Genomic DNA, 21228 nt, shown 5'->3' with positions numbered 1-21228 from the left:
TTAAACTGTCAAGCCGGCAAAATCATCCTGCTGCCGCAAAGCTTCATAAGCAACGATAGCAACTGAATTTGATAAGTTAAGCGATCTTGCTTCAGCAATCATCGGGATACGCACACAGCAGTCTTCGTATTCCATACGCAGTTTCTCAGGTAATCCTGCCGTTTCCTTACCAAAAATCAACAGGCTATCCTTTTCGTAGCATACTTCAGTATACCGCTTATGTGCTTTTGTTGTCAGCAAAAACTTAGCATTATCCTTATACTTTTCCAGCACTTCATAAACGCTGTCATAGTAGTGCACATCTACCAGGTCCCAATAATCCAATCCAGCACGTTTTAAATATTTATCTCCGACCGAAAATCCTAACGGCCGCACTAAATGCAAATGACAACCTGTCGCTGCACATAAACGTGCAATATTTCCCGTATTACCCGGAATTTCTGGTTCTACTAAAACGATATGCATAAAATGTTCACCTCTTCAAATTTTAGAAACGCAAAATGCACAGTCACCTGACTGTGCACTTACATTATTTATTTTTCTTCAACAGTTCATCAACAAGTTCACGCATTTTATGCTGATCTTCTGTCGTATTTACTTCCTCTTTCACCTTGTTATCTTTTTTATCATGCTCATTTTTATATTTTTCAGATTTTGTTTCTACAGCTTCTATTCCCAGCATTCTCTGCCATACTCCCATAATTTTTTCACTATAATTAGGGCTCATGGCCCAGGTACCGTTCAACTTATACCAGGTATCACACAATCCACGCTCTAATCTGATAGCATGAGCCAAATCATAACGCGGATCAACGATCTTCGTCGAAGGATGCTTCTGCGTAGTATAGGCTAATAAATGCTGAATATGTGCACGTACACCAATTTCAGGAGTCTTAAAATGTGCCCCTTTTACACCGCCGCCTGTAGTACCAAGTCCACAGAAATTATTCTGTTCCGGCTTCACATCGCCGCCAAAACGGAAAAAACCTGTTTCTACAAGAGCCTGGGCAAAAGCAAGATCTTGGCGCACTCCTTCGCGACTGGCTTCCTGCCAGTATAAATCAACAATTTCTTCTGCACTGCAGGTCAATTTTAAATCCGGATTATTTTGTTTTAGCAAAGCCACAGCCTGAGATTTACTGGCGACCGCTTCTCCAAAAATACCAATTTCCTGATAACCGACCGGCAAGGCAGGACTTACAACCGTCTTAGGCAAAGTTCCTTGAGCGGTGGCAGAACTGCCTGCTTTATCATTATTTCTGTTGATTATTGGAGTCTCGTTTTTTTGCTGCTTAGTTTTATTTTTTTCTTTAGACTTCTTTTTCGCTTCTTTTTCTTTCTCTTTAGCCGCCTTTTTAGCTTCTTTCGCAGTCAACTGCGGCGCTGCCGCAATAGTACGCACCTGTACCTTAGATTGATTAGGCGTTGTAATACGCCGCGATTCGGTCGGGGTATTCTGTATCAATACCTGCTTCTGACTGCGTGGTTGCGGTACAGATGATACTACAGGCTGAGTTTCATTGGTTTTATTCTCTTTCTTCCTCGCTTCTGCCTGAAGCGGCATCACCGCAGCACAGCAAAAAGCCAAAGAAATAGCTATTAATTGTTGTTTTTTTAAGTTCACGTCACTTCTCCTGCTTATTATATATTGATAGTTAAATTTTACCCCATTTCTACTGATACTGTAAAGTTTTATTCAGCTTCTTCACAAAAAATACGCATCTTCTATGTTATAATATAAATAAAGAATTTTTTAAGGAGTTGATAAATTATGCCCACTACTTTTAAGTTCATCAATCATGCTTGTTTCACTATGACACATGAAGGACATACTATTATTTTTGATCCTTATCTCGATGGCAGCACCCAGGATATCAATGATCTTAAAGTTGAATATATTTTTGTTTCTCATGGCCATTTCGACCATCTTGGCAGTGCAATAGAGCTTGCTAAAGCGTGCAATGCAACAATTATTTCCACGGCTGAGGTTTGCGGAGTTGTTAGTGAAGCCGGCGTGGAAAACCATGCTATGCATTTGGGTGGGACGCACGAATTTCCTTTTGGTAAAGTGCGCCTTACTTTAGCATTCCATGGCAGCGGCATTCCTGGTGGACATGCCTGCGGTTTTATTGTCGATTTCTATGGTACTAAACTTTATTTTGCCGGCGATACCGCTTTATTTGGCGATATGCAGCTTTTACAACGATTGGATGCCTTTAATTATGCAGTTCTCCCCATTGGTGATAATTTCACAATGGGACCAAAAGACGCAGCTATTGCAGCCGAATTCTTACAAGCTGAATATGTAATTCCAATCCATTATAATACATGGCCTTTGATTGCTCAGGATCCAGTTAAATTTAAAGAAGCTGTCGAAAAAAGCACGAAATCTAAAGTTTTAATTGTAGCACCAGGTGAAAGTATTGAATTAAAATAATTTAGATATAATTAAATATAAAAATAACCTTGCCATAGGCAAGGTTATTTTTATATTCATTCTAAATACATCGCTGCAAAATAAGGTTCCAAAACATCCTCACGACGCTGCAGTGAAAAATTAACACCAATAGTTATTTCACCTCCAGCTGCTACAATCCCTTTTATTCTGCAATTAGTACCAATCCTTAAATTATTTTTCACTATCAGTAACGCCCGCTCCATTTGCACATTATCACCAATAATCAGATTATCACCAACTACTATCGTTACTCTTCCCAACAAATGTAAATTGTTTTCTATAGTAATATTCTTTTCGGAAATCAGGAAAGCATCCCCCTTTAATGCTTCCACTATACAAGGTAACCTTGCCCCATATAAATCATCACTATAATAAATTCCCTTACCAAACCCCAACTGGCGATATTCGTCATCGGTCAAAAAACTATAGTGGCTCCATTTTTTATAAGCGCCTATGTCCAATGTCTCTAAAATATCACCTGCTTCACCAACACAGATTAAATCATTATACTTATTGAAATCACCATTTATCTTACGACCAGCAGTTAAAGTATTTTCGTAAAACTCCTGTCCGCGTCCTAACGGCGGCTGTAAACAAACCTCTGCCAATCTTATTTGCATATCATCTGCTATTGAAATAACACTCACTTTACGCCCTGGCAGACTTTCAGCTCTTTCTAAAACAACTTCTGTCTGCATTACTTTTTGACCAGGATATAACATTTGCTCTTCAAGCCTAAAGCTTTCTGTCAGATTACTACTCTGCTCTTTTCTCAGCACACAACTCATAACATCACCAGTTGCAGCCTGCAGCTGATTATGTAAAACAATTTTGCTTTCAGCCGCAATTTCTTCGCGCAACGAATAATATAATGCCTGAACAGCTCCGCTCAACACAACACATGCCAACAATACAACAATGCTTACACTGCCTCTGCTATATCTGTTTATTTTCATCCTTCAATGACTCCATTACCTAAAAGCAGTACCTTACTGCTGGTTATCCTTCTTCCGCTTTTAGTATCCTGGATTTTTATGGTCAGCATCAATTCTCTGTAATTCAAACGTTCTGCCCGAAACTCTTCGATCTTTACAGATGCTAAAGACAAAACATTAACGCCTTTCAAAGAATTACTTTTAGTTTGACGATATAAAATATTACCACTCAGATAAAATGTTATCTGACGACTGCCAAAAACATCCTGACAAATTATTTTACTGCTGCCTTTATACCCTGTATTACTGATTGTTACTGTTGCTGCATGTAAAAACAATTCTCTCTCAGGTAATGAGAAACTGTAATTTGCAGCCCGCCGCAGCATAATGTCAGACTGTATACGCTGCCAGCCCTGCAGCAGCTGTCGCACCCCGCCTGCAAACATCAGGCTCGTCGTTATAATAAATATTAAAGCCAAATTTAATTCGACTAATAAAAATCCTTTATTCCGACAATGCATAACGCACCTTATTAACAAGCACCTTTTGATTTCTGCATTCTCTGACTGTAATTATTTCCTGTTTAATTTGCAAGTTATCAATAAATTCCTTACGTTCAATAAACAGCCCCTGCTCTGCCGCTAAAGCATCTGCCGCCTCCACGTTCCTTACTTCCAACAATTCAAATGCCAGTTCCAGCCGATTATATTGCTGCATTGCTAAAACGCAAGCCTTATAACCTGTCAATAATGAACAGCAGGTAATACTGACAAGCAGTAAAACCAGCATCACCTCAATCAACATAAATCCCTGCTTATTTAATTTCACTTACAACGACCCTTCCAGTTACAGGCTGTACTTCAAACTTTTTTACCAGCTGTGGCTGCCGTCTATTTTTTATTAAAACCGAAAAATAAACCTGCGGTGCACCTTCTGCAGAAAAGCGTATTATTGAAGTATTAGGACTGTAAAAATACAGACTTCCCTGCCCGATTTCCTGAAGCCTTACTTTTTTTACAATTTTACCTTCGCGATAAACATAATAACACTGTTGGTCTAAATCAACAGTCAACTTATTCTGTAAGCCCGCTCCCCAAAGAGCTGCCTGCTGCAACGCAGTTACTTCCGCCGCCAGTCGCTGACAAAACCCTTCCATCTCCAAACGGTTGTCTACTTTAATAATACCCTCTGCACAAGGAATCAATAATGCCATAACTAAGCCATAAAAGCTGATATAAAGCAGTATTTCAACAAGTGTAAATCCAGAATTATTACGACTGCTTACTGCCATCTGAAACAACTTCTTTTCCTTCGGCATCATTACCTTTAAGGATGTAATTCAGTCCATTATCAGCAATGGCATAAGAAAAAACAGTATTAGTAGCATCTTGAAAACCTTTATTTCTGGCAATGTATTCACTCACCAAATCTTCTAATTTTTCTGGGCATTTACCCTTTTCCATTTTATATAACTGAATCGCACTGTCCACTGTTAAAAGATCATTTTTCAGTTTGGCATTTTTAGCTTTTTTATTAGCTGAATCAATAGACGGCAGAAGCATTCCAGCCAACACACCCAACATAGCCGTTACAGCCACCAGTTCAATCAAAGTGAAACCTTTTCTTCCACATAAATTTTTATAAAAATTCATCATAACACTTCCATCATTCGTATTCAGGTATTTCCGTTAAAAAAGTCAGTAAAGGTGACGCTACTGTAAAAATCATAGCACCAATCACTAACGATATAATAATTAAAAGTACAGGTTCCAATAAAACTTTAAAATTTTTTAAACTTGCGGTAAAATCCTGCTCCAGTAATAATGCTGCTTCCTTAAGCATCGTTGCTAAAGCCCCTGAACTTTCTCCGACGATTAAAAATTCTATGGTCAGTGAACTAAAAAGCGGAGAAGCTAATGCTGCTGCCTTGGTAATATCGCTGCCGCGAACGATCGCTTCTGAAAAAAGCATTGCTTTTGCAGTCATTTTTTTATCCGCACTTCCAGCAGCAGCAGTTTTTATCGACACCGGCAACGAAATTCCACTATTAAGAAGCAACGACAGTATTTTGCAAAATCGTATTTCCAAAAACGTCTGTCGATAACCTGCGATAAGAGGCAGGCAGAAGCACCATTTCAGCAGACTATACCTTCGCTGCCATAAATAATATAAAATAAATAAACTTAAAGACGCTGCTGCCTGCCAATATTTAACAGCAATTTCACGTACAAACATCATTACCTGTAAAGGCAACGTTGGAACAAGGTCAAAAGACTGATATAAGTCGGCAAACAATGGTAGTAATTTAACTACAAATAAGCAACCAGTTACTATAGCTAATGATAATACCAAACATGGATATAAGCAGATATTCTTTAAAAATCTGTTTATTTCTTCCTTCTGCCCAAAATAAACAGCCAGTTCAGACAACATCTCCTGTAAGATGCCCCCTTGTTCTCCTGCCTCAATTACTGACACAGTAACAGGTCTAAAAATATGTACGTGTTTTTTCATCGCAGCAGACAACGCTTTTCCAGCTTGTAAATCAGCAATCAATAAACAGCAGACATTTGTTAAAGAAACCGGGCAGCGTGTTTTTAAAAGTTCCAATGCTCTGCACAACGGAATACCGCTGCCAATCATGGCTGCCAATTGCTGAAAAAAACGGCTGCGTTCTTTGTCATTAACTTTACCACTATTAAACAAACGGCTTATTTTAACAGTGAAACTTTGTACTTCTTCTATCCCAGTAATATAATCATAATTTTCGTGTAAAAATGCTGCTACTTCCTGTTTACTGTCAGCTAAATAACTTCCCTGGTAAAGTTTTCCTGCCATACTGCGTGCTCGCCAGCGGTACAACTGCATTGTTACACCTCCATTATTTTCAGGTATTCTTTATTCTTGCACTATACTCCCTCTCATTCTAATGATATTTGTGAAAAAATAGTGAACGAGAAAATAAAAAAGACGTCTTTCCAAGGAAAAACGTCTTTTTTATTAACTATTATTTTTACCAATTCAGATATTTAAGCTATCTTACTTTCTCCAACAGCTCCAGATATTTTCCCTTTACCAAATCTGGTTCAAAGACATATAGTAAATGTTTAAGCTGTTCTCTGCTTGTACGCGGCTGCTGAGAAGCCCAATAGCCCACTGTTAACTGTACCAGTCTGCGTACTCTGATCTTATTTTTTTCACTTTTAGCAGCAAATAAACCAAACTGCAGCCACTCTCCGTATACAGTCATTTCTTCCTGCATAGTCAGTCTCGCCACAGCAGTTATCAAATCCCGCTGAGTACGCAGCACCAAACTGCCTATTTGTTCCCGTTGCTGCTGACTGCGCCTGCTGGAAACAGCCTGATCAAGTAAAACCAGCATAAAATTCTGCCACGGAGCATATAATTTAAACGCGTTAGCAAAACCATCCCAGCCTGCATACATTTGAAAATGTAAGGCAATATTCATCAGCGTACTACGCGTTAAGGCAAAATCTTTTTCACGCACCAGAAAAACAAATAATCCGTCCATTAACTGCCTGGTCTCATTTTCCCATTTTCTCCGGGCAATCTGTGCAATCAGCTGTGTCCATTCACGCACAAAATACTGTAATTCTCCTGCAGTTAATGATTTATTATTGGTCAATAACAAACTCATCCAACGCAACATTGGTAATGCATTAACATAACGTCTGTCCGAAGCCGTAAAAAATAGCGTCAGCAAAAATTCTACCATTTTAGAACCGGCATAGACAGTACTCTCTGCACTGTAACGTACAACAGCTTTGGATACAATAGCAGAAAATCTGGCTTCATCACGCATTCTAGCAGCCATAACTGCCATATCCTGCAGCATCTGCAGCAATTCCTGTTCCAAATCAGCATCTGTTTCTGTTAATTCATTGCTTACAATAACCACTATATTCGCACACTGTATCGTTACCTCCGGCAGTCCATCTTTCATTGCCAGGCAGCCAAGCATACCCAATTTACGTATGCCTTCTGCACGCAGATGCGAATTTGTCACTAAAACAGGCTGAAAAACAGCTACTATCTCTTTTGCTAAAATTTCATGTTTAGCACGCATGAAATAGATGCAGGAATTCTTTAATTTCTCCAAACAGGCTTCGCAGGCTATTCCTTGTTCTGCCAAAAGCTTAAAACGGCGTACTATTCGCTCAATCGTCAATGACATCTGTTCCTTGACGCTTTGCGACATAACCGCCTCAGACTGCATATCTAACGCATCCAGAAGACAACTGAGCAGATCCTGTGCCAGAACACTTTTCTCATCTGAAGACAGGTCTTTTTTCTGTGTCTGTTTTTCCAGCTTAGTTACATTATCTAAAAGATTTTTAAACGTAGGACCATGAACTATCCTGGTTGATTCTTCAGCCATCTCTACCTCTATCCTCTATTAAATATTGATAGCACCTTCATAAACGATACCGCTTACAGTATCCACAGTTACTTCCATATCGTCTTTAAGCAGGTTAAGCGCATTTTCAGCGCCAACAACTACAGGAATACTACAATTAATTGCTATGATGGCTACTGAAGATGTCAGTCCACCCTCCTCTGCAATAATAGCAGCTGCTTTAGACGCATAAGCTGCCGCTTCATCCGGCAATACTCCAACTACTAAAACATCACCAGGTTTAAACTTTTCTTTAAAATCTGTCAATGTAACAGCAGTGCATATTTTACCTGTAACCGAACGTTTACCTATACCAACACCGCTTACTAATTTATTTCCCACATTAACCACCTTAATCAAATTCGTTGAACCTGGTTTACCGACAGGAACTCCAGCTGTAATGACAACCGAGTCACCGTCTTTGACATAACCGTGTTCACGTGCACATTTCAATGATATCTCAATCATTTCATCAGTATTATCACTAGAAGGCCCCAAAAGCGGCCTTACTCCCCAGTAAAACTGCATCGCCCTTACCCTTGCAGGTATCCGTGAAACGCCTACAACATAACACTTAGGCCTGTATTTAGCAATCATTCGAGCCGTAAAACCAGATTCAGTAACCGTAACAATAGCGTCTGCATCCAGTTCCTGTGCAATCTGCACTGTAGCATGACTTATAGCCTCAGTAGAATGTATTTTATCACTAATCCCTTTTCCTTTAAAAATAGCGGCATAATCCAATGCCTCTTCTGTTCGCAATGCTATCTTGGCCATCGTCTGAACTGCTTCCAGCGGATATGAACCTGAAGCAGTTTCACCGCTCAGCATAATAACATCAGTTCCATCAAAAATAGCATTAGCGATGTCACTGGCCTCTGCACGGGTTGCACGATAACTGTTGACCATGCTTTCCAGCATCTGCGTAGCTGTAATCACAGGCTTACCAGCCTTATTACAGCGCCTGATAATTTCTTTCTGCACCAAAGGAACATATTCAGCGGGAATCTCTACTCCCAAATCACCACGCGCAACCATCACGCCATCAGAAACTTCTATGATTTCATCAATATGCGTAAAACCTGCCTGATTCTCAATTTTGGAAATAATCCCCATCCCCGATCCTGCGGCTTCTAAAACCTTACGAATCGCAAGAACATCCTCTGCCTTTTGTACAAAAGACGCTGCAATATAATCCATATCATGTTCTATTGCAAAAGTAATATCTTTTATATCCTGCTCAGACAAAAAAGGCAGTTTTAATTCCACACCCGGACAGGCGACTCTTTTACGTGAGCCCAGCTGTCCACCATGCACTACTTTCGTATAGATTTCAGTTCCGTTGATGCGTTCTACCTCTAAAGAAAGTAATCCATCAGCCAATAAAATAGCATCGCCTACTTTTAATTCATCAGGTAAACCTGAATAATTAACTGAAGCAATCTGTTCATTACCGATCTGCTCCTTCGTTGTCAGACAAAAAGATTCGCCCTCCTGCAACGTAATTTTATCATGTTCAAAAATACCCAGGCGCATCTCAGGCCCCCGGGTATCGGCAATCATAGCGATCGGTTTATTGACTTTTTCAGCCGCCTCTCTGACAAGCCCCAATCTTTGGGCATGTTCAGAATGGCTTCCATGTGAAAAATTAAAGCGGGCCATATCCATTCCCGCTTTCAGCATAGAAACTAAAAGCGGGATATTATCAGTACTGGGACCAACGGTGCAAATGATTTTTGTTTTCTTCATTGCCCGGCCTCCTTAGAATTACAACTGAAACTTGTTTTCGCAAATGACCTCATACGCATCTTCAGCTTCGGAAAGCGGCACACTGATTTCATATACGCCACCGTGCTTGGAATTCGTAGTTTTAGTCTGCGTCAAAAAACCGTTCGCGGCTAATACTTCTTTGATCCTGGCAGCCGCTTCAGCGGTCTGCGCAATGTATACTACCTTCCACACAGGTTTTTCCTCCAAGTTTAAAGCTTAAGCCTCTTTAACAGCTTTGATTTTAGCGATCAGCTTGGGCAAAATTTCACGTGCATCGCCTACGATACCATATTGAGCAACCTTGAAAATTGGTGCATTGGCATCTTTATTAATGGCAATAACAATATCAGAAGCAGACATACCAGCTAAATGCTGTATAGCACCGGAAATACCAAACGCAAAATAAATTTTAGGCGTTACAGTTTTTCCAGATTGACCAACCTGATGCGCATGATCTACCCAACCTTCATCGACAACAGCGCGAGACCCCCCAACACTGCCATGTTCAAATAAAGCAGCCAATTCTTCAAGCATTTTGAAATTATCACAGCTGCCTAATCCACGACCGCCTGAACAAATAATCTCCGCATCTTCTATTTTAATAGCGCCACTGGCCCCCAAAATCTCTTTGCGAACCAACTCTACCTTAGATGTAACAGCATTTTTTACAGTATAATTTACAATTTCGCCGCTTCTAGATGCATCGACATCCTTTGCCTTAAAGACCTTAGGACGTACAGTGCCCATCTGCGGACGATGCTCATCACAGATTATCGTAGCCAGAATATTACCGCCCAAAGCAGGACGTGTCCATTCTACCAGTTCTCCATTGATATCCAATGCCGTACAATCAGCACAAAGACCTGTGCCTAAACGTGCGGCGATACGAGGAGCAAGATCTCGGCCATCTACAGTAGCTCCGCATAAAACAGCATTTGGTTTATAGGTTTCAACCAATTCACAAAAAGCATTAGTATAAATATCAGTATTATACTCTGCATACTCAGGTCCGCTGACAACATAAACAATATCAGCACCGGCTGCAAATAGTTTCTGCGGCAAGCTGCCAGCTTCTTTACAAATCAAAACAGCGCAGCATTTCTGATCTGCTTTAGCCGCCAATTCGGCGCCGACACCAAGCAATTCATAAACAACACCAACAGGCTCTCCGTCTTCTAATTCAACATTGACCCATAAATCTTTACCTTCTTTATTCTTTACCTCACGGACAATCTCTTCACGTTCAATTGCCTCAACAGGGCATTCCCCTATGCAGGCGCCACAGGCGATACAGGTGTCCTGATCGATATTAGCCTTACCGTCAACCATATTGAGCGCGCCAACCGGGCATACTGCTATACAGGATTCACAGCCGATACATTTTTCTCTATCTACACAAATAGCCATCTTCATTCACCTCAATGAGTAATAATTTTCGCTTGTACCAATTTTTCGATCAGCATATCAACAGCTTTGTCTGTATCTTCTTCATTGATTATTTCGCTTTCGATCTGTGGTACGGACGGGGTGAAGATTTTCAAAACTTTAGTCGGAGAACCTGATAACCCTATCACTTTCGGATCAATCTCCAACTCAGCCGCACCCATTACGGGAATCTCTGCTTTTCTTGCTTTCATTTTTCCTTTGATACTGGCAAAACGAGGTTCTTTTTCAGATTTAGTAACAGTAACTACAGCCGGCAATGTAACAGCCAAAGTCTGGCAGCTGCTTTCATTCTCTCGTTCAACAAGCAGTCTTCCATCTGCTCCCAACGCTACTTTTAAAGCCCCGGTAACCTGTGGAATGCCAAGATGTTCGGCCATTTCAGGTCCAACTTGAGCAGTATCACCATCAATTGCCTGTTTACCGCATAAAACCAAATCGCACTCTCCTACCTTACGTACAGCAGCTGCTAAAGCAACACTTGTAGCCAGAGTATCAGAACCAGCCAAAGCCCTGTCACTGATTAAAACAGCGTCGTCAGCGCCCATCGCAATGGCCTCTTTCAAAATATCCGTCGCCTGCGGCGGTCCCATCGAAACGACGGTAACCTTCGCTCCGCTGGTGTCCTTAAGGATCAAGGCAGTTTCCAATGCCTGACGGTCAAAAGGATTCATAATATTTTCAACACCATCGCGAATAAGTGTGTTGGTTTCAGGATTAATTTTTACCTCTGCCGTATCAGGAACTTGTTTGATACATACTACGATATTCATGTGAGCCCTCCTCTATATTTATGCCAAAGGTTTTAACTACATATTTATTATTGTAACATTCTTTACTTGACTGTGGCAAGCAAAACCCTGTTTTTCAACAAGGTTTCACCCCTTTAAATACCAATTTTCTCCCAATAAATCATCTAAAGCCTGGTAAACACCGGCATTCTTCCCATCCACCCAAAAGCAGCGCTCCACTTTGATCATCTTTCCTGAATCTATCAGATGCAGATAGACAGGTGTATCGCCCGAAAAACTTTCAAAAATCTGTTTTAAGCCTTTTTGGACAATACCATTTTCATCCTTTTTCATGATCTTTATATGTAAATCAGGAGGCACTTCCTGCAGAGGTTTAATCTTTAACGCCTGAATTTTTCGTTCACGTTCATCGATACTGAGTTTTCCTTCCACGCTGATTGCATTCTCCTGATAAAGCAGCCTGGCAGCGTCACGGTAAACTTTTGGAAAAACCACAATCTCCATCTTTCCGTTAAAATCTTCTAATGTTAAAATCGCCATACTGTCACCCTGACGCGTATTTCTTATCCGGCAATCCGAAATTATGCCGGCAACACTGAAATATTTACCGTCAAGCACTTCACTGGCATCTGATATTTTACGCAATGGAGTGTAATAATACAAGGAACCGACATAAGCGTCTAAAGGATTACCGGTTACATAAAAACCGATCAGTTCCTTCTCATATTGCAAAATCGTGCGTTTGGGGATTTCTTCCAATTCAGGTATTCTTAGCTCATTAACATCAGCAAAACTGTCATCACCAAATAGCCCCATCTGTCCGCTCTGATAATCTTTTTGATAATTACTGCCCATGTCCATAGCCTGTTCTGCAACGGCTAACAACTCGGAACGTTTATAACCAAAGGAATCCATCGCGCCACATTTTATTAAATTTTCCAACATTCGTTTATTAACAGCTCTATTATCCACCCGTTTACAGAAATCCATCAAAGATTTAAAAGGTCCCTCTTTACGTGCCTGTAAAATGCTGCCGATCGCATTTTCACCTACATTTTTCACACCTGCTAAACCAAAACGGATAACCCTGTCTTTATTTACAGAAAAGCTTCGGCCACTTTCATTAACATCCGGCGGTAAAATCTTCAGCCCCATACTGCGGCACACACTTATATACCAGCTCAGCTTTTCGCTGTCACTGATGACACTGGTCAAAAAAGCTGCCATAAATTCTGCAGGCCAGTGTGCTTTAAGATAAGCAGTCTGATAAGCAACTAATGCGTACGCGGCAGAGTGCGATTTATTGAACCCATAACCGGCAAAATGCTGTAGGAGAGCAAAAATTTCACTGCTCAGCTGCGGGCTGATACCATGTTTTTGTTGAGCTCCATCAATAAAGGCTTCACGCATAGAATCCAGTTCCTTAGCCTTTTTCTTGCCCATAGCCCGCCGCAGAATATCTGCCTGCCCGAGGCTGAAGCCTGCCAGAACGGAAGTGATCTGCATAACCTGTTCCTGATAAAGAATAACGCCAAAAGTATCTTTTAAAACCGGTTCCAATAAAGGATGCAGCATCTCTGCAGTTTTTTCACCATGACGTCCTGCAATAAAATCTTCTACCATTCCCGTTCCTAATGGTCCAGGACGATACAATGCAACTAAAGGAATAAGATCTTCAAAACTTTCCGGTCCCAAATCCATAACCAGTTTCGTCATTCCGCCTGATTCAAGCTGAAATACCCCTTGAGTATCGCCCTTTCTCAGCATGCTGCACGTTGCTTCATCATCAAGAGGAATTTTATCAATATCAAGTTTATCACCAGTAGTTTCATAAATAAACTTGATTGCATCACCAATTACTGTCAAAGTACGCAGCCCTAAAAGATCCATCTTTAAAAGTCCGAGACTTTCAATCTTATCTTTATCATATTCAGTTGTAATAAAATTTTCATTCGACAACTGCAGCGGCACATACTTTTTCAAATCATCCGGGGCAATAACAACTCCCGCCGCATGAGTACCTGAATTACGCGGCATGCCTTCCACGCTTTGAGCAAGATCAATCAGGCGTTTGATGTTCGCATCGTTTTCATATAAACTTCTCAGCTCATTACTGGCCTCCAGCGCTCTCTCTAATGTAATACCCAAATCACGCGGAATAAGTTTTGCTACATTATCCACCATGCTGTAAGGCATTTCCAACGCTCTGCCAACATCACGAACCGCCGCGCGAGCCTGTAAGGTACCAAAAGTTATGATCTGGGCAACCTTCTCCTGTCCATAACGATTAATAATGTAATCCAGAACCTGCTGCCTTTTTTCATAACAGAAATCTGTATCTATATCAGGCATACTTACACGTTCAGGATTTAAGAAACGTTCAAACAGCAAATCATATTTCAGCGGATCAATATTAGTAATCCCTAAAAGATAAGCGACAATACTGCCTGCCGCACTTCCGCGGCCAGGTCCTACAGGTATGTCATTTCTGCGGCTGTAACTTATAAAATCCCAAACAATCAGAAAGTAACAGTCATAGCCCATTTTATTGATAATACCTAATTCATATTCCAGCCTATCTAAAACCTGCTGCGTCGGCTCAGGATACCTCCCCGGCATCCCATCTAAACACAGCTTACGCAAATATTCCTCTGCCGATAATCCATTTGGAATAGGGAATTCCGGCAGCAATAAATGACCAAAACTCAATTCCACGTTGCAGCGCTCTGCTATCTTCGCTGTATTTTCTAAAGCTTCAGGACAATCACCGAACTTTTCGCGCATCTCAGCTTCACTTTTTAAATAAAATTGATCATTAGGAAATTTCATTCTTTTAGGATCATCTACAGTACTTGTTGTCTGAATACACAGCAATACATCCTGTGCATCTGCATCTTCGCGCTTCACATAATGAGAATCATTAGTAGCCACTAAACCAAGATCATATTTTTTTGCCAGGCGTTTCAGTTCAGTATTAACAGTATGTTCTTCTTCAAGGTCATGATCCTGAATTTCCAGAAAAAAATTGTCTTTCCCGAAAATGTCCAGATAATCCTTTAAACTGTTTTCAGCTCCTTCTAAATTGCCTCGCAGTATTTGCACAGGAATCTCACCGGCAATGCATGCGCTCATGCAGATAATACCTTTACTGTATTGTCTTAGAATATCTTTATCAATTCTAGGTTTATAGTAAAACCCTTCTAAATGTCCAAGTGAAACCAGCTTCATCAGATTGTGATAACCTTCGTCATTCTCTGCCAGTAAAATCAAATGGTACATCCCATCACGGTTAGTTTTTTCAAATCGTGATCCATTTGTCAAATATACTTCACAGCCTATAACAGGCTTGATTCCCTGCTTCATTGCCTCCTGATAAAAATCAACGACACCATACATTACACCATGATCTGTTATCGCCAGGCTCTTCATTCCGATTTCTTTAGCATAAGCAACCAGATCACTTATTTTTGCGGCACCGTCAAGCAGGCTGTATTGAGTATGGACATGCAGATGTGTAAAATTTACGCTCACAACAGTCCTCCTTCCGAAAAAGCATCGATTTTTTTATTAATTTTATACCATATATTATACCACAACAGATATAGGCAAACACCAGTTGCTTTAAGGATGCACTGCTACTCAAGCAAAAGCATCACCTGCCAATAGCGGCAAAGTGATGCTGAACATCAAACTCTCCTATCTTTATTTTTATATAAACTCCATAATACTCCCGGTACTAAAAACAACAAATTAAAAGCCAAGCTTGGGAATAAGGCATTTGCCGAATCCGGGAAAATAAACGGCCAAAGGCAGGCTACCATTATACCAGCAATCATTGCGGCAAAGCCAGCCTCTTTTTGCACTAAGCCTTTAAAAAACACAATAAATGTCAATGGTAAAAATATTCCTGCCCCCCGCAATGCCATTGACAAATAATTCCAATGCAAAACCAGTGAATCAAGATAATGAAAAACGAATATTACTGCGCCAAATGTAACTGCCAGCACTGAAAATCTACTAATCCACAATAATCTTTTTACATCGCGAAGACCGAATAAATCATTAAAAATATCTCGTGAAATCATCGTCCCAATTCCTAATGCAAGACCAGAAATAGAACCAAGCGAAGACAGCAGCAATGCTGCAATACCAATGCCCCCCAGCCATTCAGGCAAATATATACATAGATAAAACGGCAGTGCATCAATAGCGTTAATCTCCGGATGCATCGCGTGCATATACATACCTATCATCACTGACGGTAACCCGACAGGAATAACAATCAATGCAGCTGTGACACAGCCTGCTGCTGCCGTTGCACTATCCTTGGCCGAAAACAGAGCCTGTACATAGGTCTGTGTAGAAATAACCCCAATCACCATAGAAAATAAACTAAAAAGACTGTCTTCAATGCCCTTACCAAAAAGACTGAGCCATGGAAACGCAGGAAAACTTTCACGAATTCCCGTCAATCCTCCCAAATCATTATAAGAAAGAATGCCTCCTACAAAAACAGTTGCAAAAACCAGTAATATTTTAAAAATACCAGCCATTCCAGAACTGTTGATACCGCCAAAAAAAACCAGTGCCGCAACAATAACAATTATTATTGACGCAGCAGCCACCAGGCTTACATGAAAAAGGCCCACTATTAAATGTATTGACGTAAGCATGCTTGCAACAATACTGAAAAATATACCTGCCGTAGCCGATAAACTCGCTATCGGACCAGCTTTCTTCCCGAAGTTTACAACTAAAAACTCAGAAATCGTCATCAGACCGCTATTACGCAGCGGACGGGCATAAAACAGTCCCATGATGATAAACCCAATGCCAGATCCTAAAGTAAACCACCAAGCGGTTAGTCCCAGCTGAAAGCCTAACTGTGCTGTGCCTATGGTAGCAGCACCGCCAACAATAGTTCCTATAATACTGCCTGCGACCATACCAATCCCGGCACTGCGTCCACCTAAGGCATAGTCATCAGCAGATTTTATTTTACGACCGGCATATATACCTGGCAAAATCGTTAAAACCAGTGTTATAACTATACTCACAAGTTGTACTGTTGTTAACTGCATACCTTCCACACCCTTGTTAAAATATTGCTTTCATCTTTGAATATATATTGTTTTATAAATCTTAATTCGCTGTTAAATATTTAAATCCTGCCGTAAATCTGGTAATTCATTATACTATTCTGATATGGAAACTATACCTTTGTTTACACTTTTCTTCATTTTTTATGCTTTATCAAGTTTTTCTTGCTTTTTGCTTTTTTGCAAAGTACAATTATCTCATCGAATAGTATCAAGGTACTTTTATCGTACTGTTTTCCAGTACTGCAGCTTCGAGAAGTCAAAGCTTTTAATTCGACTTTTTCTCTCCAGTACAATACCTTGTTGTTCTTCGTAATTATTAATTTATTTATGAGGGGGATTTATCATGAAATTTACTAAGAAAAAACTGGCTCTTGCCATAGGCGGTGCCCTTATAACCATGTCAGTTTTAGTCAGCGGCTGCAGTACAGGCAGCGACAAGAAAGCAGACACTATTAAAATAGGCGTTGTTGCTGAGCTGACAGGTAATAACGCTACTTACGGAACATCCATTACAAATGGAATCAAACTTGCCGTACAGCAGCTAAATGATACCGGTGGTCTGCTTGGCAAAAAAATTGAACTGGTCGTTGCCGATAATAAATCTGAACCTGCAGAAGCTGCTAATGCAATGAGTAAACTGGTCAATCAGGATAAAGCTCCCGTTGTTATGGGATTATTTGCCAGTTCCAGTGCCATAGCTGCCTCTAACGTAAGTGAAGCCGCTAAGGTTCCTTTTCTTGCAGTTGGAGCCACTAATCCAAAAGTAACCTTAGATGAAAAAACAGGTAAGGTAAAACCAAATACCTTCAGAGTTTGCTTCATCGATCCGTTTCAGGGTACTGTCGGTGCTAATTTTATTTTAAATGAACTGAAGCTCCAAAAAGCTGCTGTTTACATTGATAACAGCAGTGACTATGCCAAAGGTCTGGCTGAATTTTTCAAAAAAGCTTATACAGAAAAAGGCGGTACAGTTGTCATTGAAGAATCATATCTGCAAAAAGATTCGGACTTTAAAGCTGTTTTGACAAAAATAGCTGCGGCAAAGCCTGAAGTAATTTATGTACCTGGTTATTATGAAGAAGTAGGTAAAATATGCAAGCAAGCCCGTGAACTAGGTATTACTGTTCCTATTATCGGCGGTGACGGCTGGGATAGTCCTAAATTAGTCGAAATAGCAGGTGCATCATCTCTTAACAATACCTATTTCACAAACCATTACAGCCCGGATTCTACCAATGAAGCTTCCAAAGCTTTCGTAGATACTTATGCTAAAACTTATAAGCAAAAACCTGACGCGCCCGCAGTGCTTGGCTATGATGGAGCCATGCTTTTAGCCGACAGCATCAAACGCGCAGGTGTCTATGAATCAGCAAAAGTAGCAGAAGCATTAGCTGCTACCAAAGATTTTCAGGCAGTAACAGGCAAAACCTCTTTAGACGCTTCCCACGATGCAGTAAAAAGTGCTGTTATAGTTGGATTTAAAGATGGCAAACAGGTTTACCGCGCAACAGTTAATCCTTAAACATTGTTTTATAACCTCCTAAAAACAGACTCTTACGAGTCTGTTTTTTTATTTGTTCATACTTTCCTTTGCCATCCCTGCAGGCTTAGAGTATAATATATAAATCAATAAATCTACTTTCAAAAGGAGTATCTTATGCCGGAACGCAATCAAATAATTGACGACCTGCGCGGTATCTGTATGCTTGGAGTCATCGGTATCCACGTTGGTTCTTTTGTCCTAGAAGCACCTTATCCCAATAGTTTCTTATATATGCTGCTGGAAATACTTTCACGCTATAGTGTTCCCGCATTCTTTTTTATCTCCGGTTATGGTTTATTCTGCCAATACCGACCAGAAACTACTATAGCTTATCTGCCTTTTTTAAAAAAACGGCTGCAAAGTGTCGGACTTCCCTATGTTATCTGGTCACTGTTTTATCTGCTTTACTTTTCTGCTGTTATGCCAGGATGTATAAACTGGCAGCCAGCAAATATCCTTTTCCTGCTCTTTTATGGTTTAGCCTGCTACCACTTATATTTTATGGTCATACTGCTATGGTTTTATTTTACTTTCCCATTATGGCATAAATTATTTTCTTTTTTCCAAAACAGCAGTCTTAAACTTGGTTTTATGCTGCTGTTCTTACTGCAGATCGTCTTCAACTACTGGACCTGTCATCCCAATCTTAAAAGTACTGACTTACCAGTATTTTTACAAAACCTTTTTAACTATCGTCTAAATTACCTGCCTCTGCATTATTTATTTATTTTTATGTCAGGCGGCCTGGCAGCAGTTTATTATAATACTTTTATAAAATTTATTATCAGACATTTCACAAAAGTAAGTGTCTTCTACATCTTTACGCTCTTGTTTATCGGGGGCAGTTATTACTATTATTATTTTTATCATAATTCCAGTCTGATCATTCTGGTAAACACTCTTCAGCAATTAAGTCTGCAGGGGTTCCTTTACACAATAGGTTCTCTGATTTTTTTCTGTGCAGTCTTTGCCAAAACAAGTCTTTCGAATCCTATCAGAAAGTTTATTCATCTCTTATCAGTAAACTCGCTTATTGTTTATCTTATCCATCCCTTTTGGATGGATATCATCAGCAGGCTTTGTCACGTTGGCGGAATTGTTATGACAAGCAAAAAAATTCTTTTGATCTACTGTCTTCTTGTCACTTTATCTGTACTCTCAAGTATTATCATAACTAAATTAGGAGGTAAACTTCCTTGGTTAGGTTTATTATTAACAGGAAAACGAACTACCTCTACAAAAAAAGCATCTTGAAAATTCAAGATGCTTTTTACTTTCATTTCATTCTAAGTTCACAAACAATTTACAAAAATCAGATTCTTTTGTATAATTGTTTTTACTATAATTATTATTTTATCATATGCTGTGTATGCAGAGTGAAAGGACTTTTATTACTATGGAACGTGAAAATTTCTCATCCCGACTTGGCTTTATCCTTATTTCTGCAGGCTGTGCTATCGGCCTTGGTAACGTATGGCGTTTTCCATTTATTACAGGCATGTACGGAGGCGCCTCTTTCGTACTTATCTATCTATTTTTCCTGCTCATTCTAGGATTGCCTATCATGGTAGCAGAATTTTCAGTAGGCCGTGCCAGCTGCCGTAGCGCTGCACTTTCATTTGATGTTTTAGAACCCAAAGGAACTAAATGGCACCTTTATAAATACGGAGCTATTGCCGGCAACTATATCCTGATGATGTTCTACACAACAGTTGCTGGTTGGATGCTGTATTATTTTTATAAAATGGCTGTTGGTGACTTCGCAGGGCTTGATGCTAATGGTGTAGGCGCTCTTTTTGGTAGCCTGCTTGGTGATCCGCTGACTATGACTTTCAATATGGTCCTGACAGTCCTGGTTTGTTTTGGTGTTTGTCTTTTAGGTTTACAGGCCGGTGTAGAAAAAATCACAAAAACAATGATGTTATGCCTGCTCATCCTCATGTTAGCCTTAGCTGCAAACTCCATGTTCTTACCAGGAGCGGAAGCTGGTCTTAAATATTACCTCTATCCTGATTTCAATAAAGTCTTTGAAAAAGGTGTTTCCGAAGTTATTTTCGCCGCTATGGGACAGGCTTTCTTTACACTCAGCCTTGGTATAGGTGCTCTGGCTATCTTCGGAAGCTATATTGCCAAAGAACGTTCTCTAACAGGCGAGGCAGTATTTATCACTATTTTGGATACAGCCGTAGCACTTATTTCAGGCTTGATCATTTTTCCAGCCTGCTTTAGTTTTGGTGTTAATCCGGACAGCGGACCTAACCTCCTTTTTGTAACTTTACCTAACGTTTTTAACGCAATGCCATGGGGTCAATTTTGGGGAGCATTATTCTTCCTCTTCATGATATTTGCCTCTTATTCTACTGTTATTGCAGTCTTTGAAAATATAACTGCCTGCATCCGCGATCTTACTGGCTGGAGCCGCAGTAAAACTATTTATATCAATATAGTGCTGATAACAATGCTTTCTATGCCCTGTATACTTGGTTTCAATGTCTGGAGCCATATCCAGCCGTTAGGTCCTGGAAGCTGTATCCTTGATTTAGAAGATTTCTTTATCAGCAACAATCTACTGCCATTAGGCAGCCTCGTTTATCTGCTATTTTGCACACAGCGTTATGGCTGGGGCTGGAACAATTTTATCAAAGAAGCTGATACCGGCAACGGTCTTAAATTTCCTAAATGGATGCGGTTTTATGTCACTTATATTTTGCCTCTGATCGTTCTTGGAATTTTTATCAACGGTTATTTCGCTCTATTTAAATAGCCGCTTCAAAAAACGAAATCTATTTCTGAGTACTATCAAGCATT

19 protein-coding genes are annotated in these 21228 nt (G+C 40.1%); 4 read left to right on the top strand and 15 right to left on the bottom strand.

Annotation, left to right across the window (positions count from 1 at the left end):
• Window positions 1-465, bottom strand: a complete 465-nt coding sequence (gene trmL, locus PFJ30894_RS06790; RefSeq protein ID WP_125669354.1) for a tRNA (uridine(34)/cytosine(34)/5-carboxymethylaminomethyluridine(34)-2'-O)-methyltransferase TrmL — start codon at window positions 463-465, stop codon at window positions 1-3.
• Between the two features lie 64 nt (window positions 466-529).
• The gene (locus PFJ30894_RS06785) at window positions 530-1624 is read right to left on the bottom strand and encodes a glucosaminidase domain-containing protein (protein WP_197714919.1); all 1095 of its coding nucleotides are present in this window, start codon (window positions 1622-1624) and stop codon (window positions 530-532) included.
• Between the two features lie 147 nt (window positions 1625-1771).
• Here PFJ30894_RS06785 and PFJ30894_RS06780 point away from each other — a divergent pair, with 147 nt between their 5' ends.
• Window positions 1772-2437: a metal-dependent hydrolase gene (locus PFJ30894_RS06780; RefSeq protein WP_021717636.1), complete on the top strand. Its 666-nt coding sequence runs from the start codon at window positions 1772-1774 to the stop codon at window positions 2435-2437.
• 56 nt (window positions 2438-2493) lie between these two features.
• Here the strand turns inward: PFJ30894_RS06780 and PFJ30894_RS06775 are convergent, their stop codons facing one another.
• The 13 genes from PFJ30894_RS06775 to PFJ30894_RS06715 all read right to left on the bottom strand — a co-directional run bounded on the left by PFJ30894_RS06775 (window position 2494) and on the right by PFJ30894_RS06715 (window position 16856).
• A complete protein-coding gene (locus PFJ30894_RS06775) occupies window positions 2494-3414 on the bottom strand; it encodes an LbetaH domain-containing protein (protein ID WP_125669352.1) in 921 nt (306 codons plus the stop codon).
• Window positions 3411-3839: a hypothetical protein gene (locus PFJ30894_RS06770; RefSeq protein ID WP_145985238.1), complete on the bottom strand. Its 429-nt coding sequence runs from the start codon at window positions 3837-3839 to the stop codon at window positions 3411-3413. The genes PFJ30894_RS06775 and PFJ30894_RS06770 overlap by 4 nt, the downstream gene beginning before the upstream one ends.
• 58 nt (window positions 3840-3897) lie before the next feature.
• The gene (locus PFJ30894_RS06765) at window positions 3898-4197 is read right to left on the bottom strand and encodes a hypothetical protein (RefSeq protein WP_021717633.1); all 300 of its coding nucleotides are present in this window, start codon (window positions 4195-4197) and stop codon (window positions 3898-3900) included.
• A gap of 10 nt (window positions 4198-4207) precedes the next feature.
• Complete coding sequence (locus PFJ30894_RS06760; RefSeq protein WP_044491642.1) at window positions 4208-4684, bottom strand: type II secretion system protein; 477 nt, start codon at window positions 4682-4684, stop codon at window positions 4208-4210.
• The gene (locus tag PFJ30894_RS06755; RefSeq protein ID WP_021717631.1) at window positions 4665-5048 is read right to left on the bottom strand and encodes a type II secretion system protein; all 384 of its coding nucleotides are present in this window, start codon (window positions 5046-5048) and stop codon (window positions 4665-4667) included. The genes PFJ30894_RS06760 and PFJ30894_RS06755 overlap by 20 nt, the downstream gene beginning before the upstream one ends.
• Window positions 5049-5058: 10 nt before the next feature.
• Window positions 5059-6261: a type II secretion system F family protein gene (locus PFJ30894_RS06750; RefSeq protein ID WP_021717630.1), complete on the bottom strand. Its 1203-nt coding sequence runs from the start codon at window positions 6259-6261 to the stop codon at window positions 5059-5061.
• A gap of 166 nt (window positions 6262-6427) precedes the next feature.
• The gene (locus PFJ30894_RS06745; RefSeq protein WP_113077141.1) at window positions 6428-7792 is read right to left on the bottom strand and encodes a hypothetical protein; all 1365 of its coding nucleotides are present in this window, start codon (window positions 7790-7792) and stop codon (window positions 6428-6430) included.
• Window positions 7793-7810: 18 nt separating this feature from the next.
• Window positions 7811-9559 (bottom strand): pyruvate kinase, encoded by a 1749-nt coding sequence (gene pyk / locus PFJ30894_RS06740; RefSeq protein ID WP_113077142.1) that lies wholly within the window; start codon window positions 9557-9559, stop codon window positions 7811-7813.
• An 18-nt stretch (window positions 9560-9577) separates the two neighbouring features.
• Window positions 9578-9772, bottom strand: a complete 195-nt coding sequence (locus tag PFJ30894_RS06735; RefSeq protein WP_021717627.1) for a hypothetical protein — start codon at window positions 9770-9772, stop codon at window positions 9578-9580.
• Window positions 9773-9796: 24 nt separating this feature from the next.
• Entirely contained in the window at window positions 9797-10987 is a 1191-nt protein-coding gene (locus tag PFJ30894_RS06730; protein WP_021717626.1) for an electron transfer flavoprotein subunit alpha, read from the bottom strand.
• A gap of 11 nt (window positions 10988-10998) precedes the next feature.
• Window positions 10999-11796, bottom strand: a complete 798-nt coding sequence (locus PFJ30894_RS06725; protein WP_021717625.1) for an electron transfer flavoprotein subunit beta/FixA family protein — start codon at window positions 11794-11796, stop codon at window positions 10999-11001.
• 105 nt (window positions 11797-11901) lie between these two features.
• On the bottom strand, window positions 11902-15306 hold the full coding sequence (locus PFJ30894_RS06720; RefSeq protein ID WP_113077143.1) for a DNA polymerase III subunit alpha: 3405 nt from the start codon (window positions 15304-15306) through the stop codon (window positions 11902-11904).
• Between the two features lie 155 nt (window positions 15307-15461).
• Window positions 15462-16856 carry a sodium:solute symporter family protein gene (locus PFJ30894_RS06715; RefSeq protein ID WP_113077144.1) on the bottom strand — a complete coding sequence of 465 codons (1395 nt, stop codon included), beginning with the start codon at window positions 16854-16856 and terminating at the stop codon, window positions 15462-15464.
• Between the two features lie 364 nt (window positions 16857-17220).
• Here PFJ30894_RS06715 and PFJ30894_RS06710 point away from each other — a divergent pair, with 364 nt between their 5' ends.
• The 3 genes from PFJ30894_RS06710 (at window position 17221) to PFJ30894_RS06700 (ending at window position 21184) form a co-directional block, all read left to right on the top strand.
• The gene (locus PFJ30894_RS06710) at window positions 17221-18399 is read left to right on the top strand and encodes an ABC transporter substrate-binding protein (RefSeq protein WP_113077145.1); all 1179 of its coding nucleotides are present in this window, start codon (window positions 17221-17223) and stop codon (window positions 18397-18399) included.
• A 135-nt stretch (window positions 18400-18534) separates the two neighbouring features.
• The gene (locus PFJ30894_RS06705) at window positions 18535-19674 is read left to right on the top strand and encodes an acyltransferase (protein ID WP_113077146.1); all 1140 of its coding nucleotides are present in this window, start codon (window positions 18535-18537) and stop codon (window positions 19672-19674) included.
• A 142-nt stretch (window positions 19675-19816) separates the two neighbouring features.
• Window positions 19817-21184 carry a sodium-dependent transporter gene (locus PFJ30894_RS06700; RefSeq protein ID WP_113077147.1) on the top strand — a complete coding sequence of 456 codons (1368 nt, stop codon included), beginning with the start codon at window positions 19817-19819 and terminating at the stop codon, window positions 21182-21184.
• Window positions 21185-21228: the final 44 nt, after the last annotated feature.

Origin of the sequence: Phascolarctobacterium faecium (assembly GCF_003945365.1) — a bacterium.
GTDB classification, from domain to species: domain Bacteria; phylum Bacillota; class Negativicutes; order Acidaminococcales; family Acidaminococcaceae; genus Phascolarctobacterium; species Phascolarctobacterium faecium.
The sequence above is the reverse complement of the archived record's forward strand: the minus strand, read 5'-3'. Positions and strand labels throughout refer to the sequence as shown.

Excerpts from the sequence above, each read along its gene's own strand:
- trmL (WP_125669354.1), bottom strand. The coding sequence starts at position 465 with ATGCATATCGTTTTAGTAGAACCAGAAATTCCGGGTAATACGGGAAAT.
- PFJ30894_RS06780 (WP_021717636.1), top strand. The coding sequence starts at position 1,772 with ATGCCCACTACTTTTAAGTTCATCAATCATGCTTGTTTCACTATGACA.
- PFJ30894_RS06775 (WP_125669352.1), bottom strand. The coding sequence starts at position 3,414 with ATGAAAATAAACAGATATAGCAGAGGCAGTGTAAGCATTGTTGTATTG.
- PFJ30894_RS06770 (WP_145985238.1), bottom strand. The coding sequence starts at position 3,839 with ATGTTTGCAGGCGGGGTGCGACAGCTGCTGCAGGGCTGGCAGCGTATA.
- PFJ30894_RS06765 (WP_021717633.1), bottom strand. The coding sequence starts at position 4,197 with ATGTTGATTGAGGTGATGCTGGTTTTACTGCTTGTCAGTATTACCTGC.
- PFJ30894_RS06760 (WP_044491642.1), bottom strand. The coding sequence starts at position 4,684 with ATGGCAGTAAGCAGTCGTAATAATTCTGGATTTACACTTGTTGAAATA.
- PFJ30894_RS06755 (WP_021717631.1), bottom strand. The coding sequence starts at position 5,048 with ATGATGAATTTTTATAAAAATTTATGTGGAAGAAAAGGTTTCACTTTG.
- PFJ30894_RS06750 (WP_021717630.1), bottom strand. The coding sequence starts at position 6,261 with ATGCAGTTGTACCGCTGGCGAGCACGCAGTATGGCAGGAAAACTTTAC.
- PFJ30894_RS06745 (WP_113077141.1), bottom strand. The coding sequence starts at position 7,792 with ATGGCTGAAGAATCAACCAGGATAGTTCATGGTCCTACGTTTAAAAAT.
- pyk (WP_113077142.1), bottom strand. The coding sequence starts at position 9,559 with ATGAAGAAAACAAAAATCATTTGCACCGTTGGTCCCAGTACTGATAAT.
- PFJ30894_RS06730 (WP_021717626.1), bottom strand. The coding sequence starts at position 10,987 with ATGGCTATTTGTGTAGATAGAGAAAAATGTATCGGCTGTGAATCCTGT.
- PFJ30894_RS06725 (WP_021717625.1), bottom strand. The coding sequence starts at position 11,796 with ATGAATATCGTAGTATGTATCAAACAAGTTCCTGATACGGCAGAGGTA.
- PFJ30894_RS06715 (WP_113077144.1), bottom strand. The coding sequence starts at position 16,856 with ATGCAGTTAACAACAGTACAACTTGTGAGTATAGTTATAACACTGGTT.
- PFJ30894_RS06710 (WP_113077145.1), top strand. The coding sequence starts at position 17,221 with ATGAAATTTACTAAGAAAAAACTGGCTCTTGCCATAGGCGGTGCCCTT.
- PFJ30894_RS06705 (WP_113077146.1), top strand. The coding sequence starts at position 18,535 with ATGCCGGAACGCAATCAAATAATTGACGACCTGCGCGGTATCTGTATG.
- PFJ30894_RS06700 (WP_113077147.1), top strand. The coding sequence starts at position 19,817 with ATGGAACGTGAAAATTTCTCATCCCGACTTGGCTTTATCCTTATTTCT.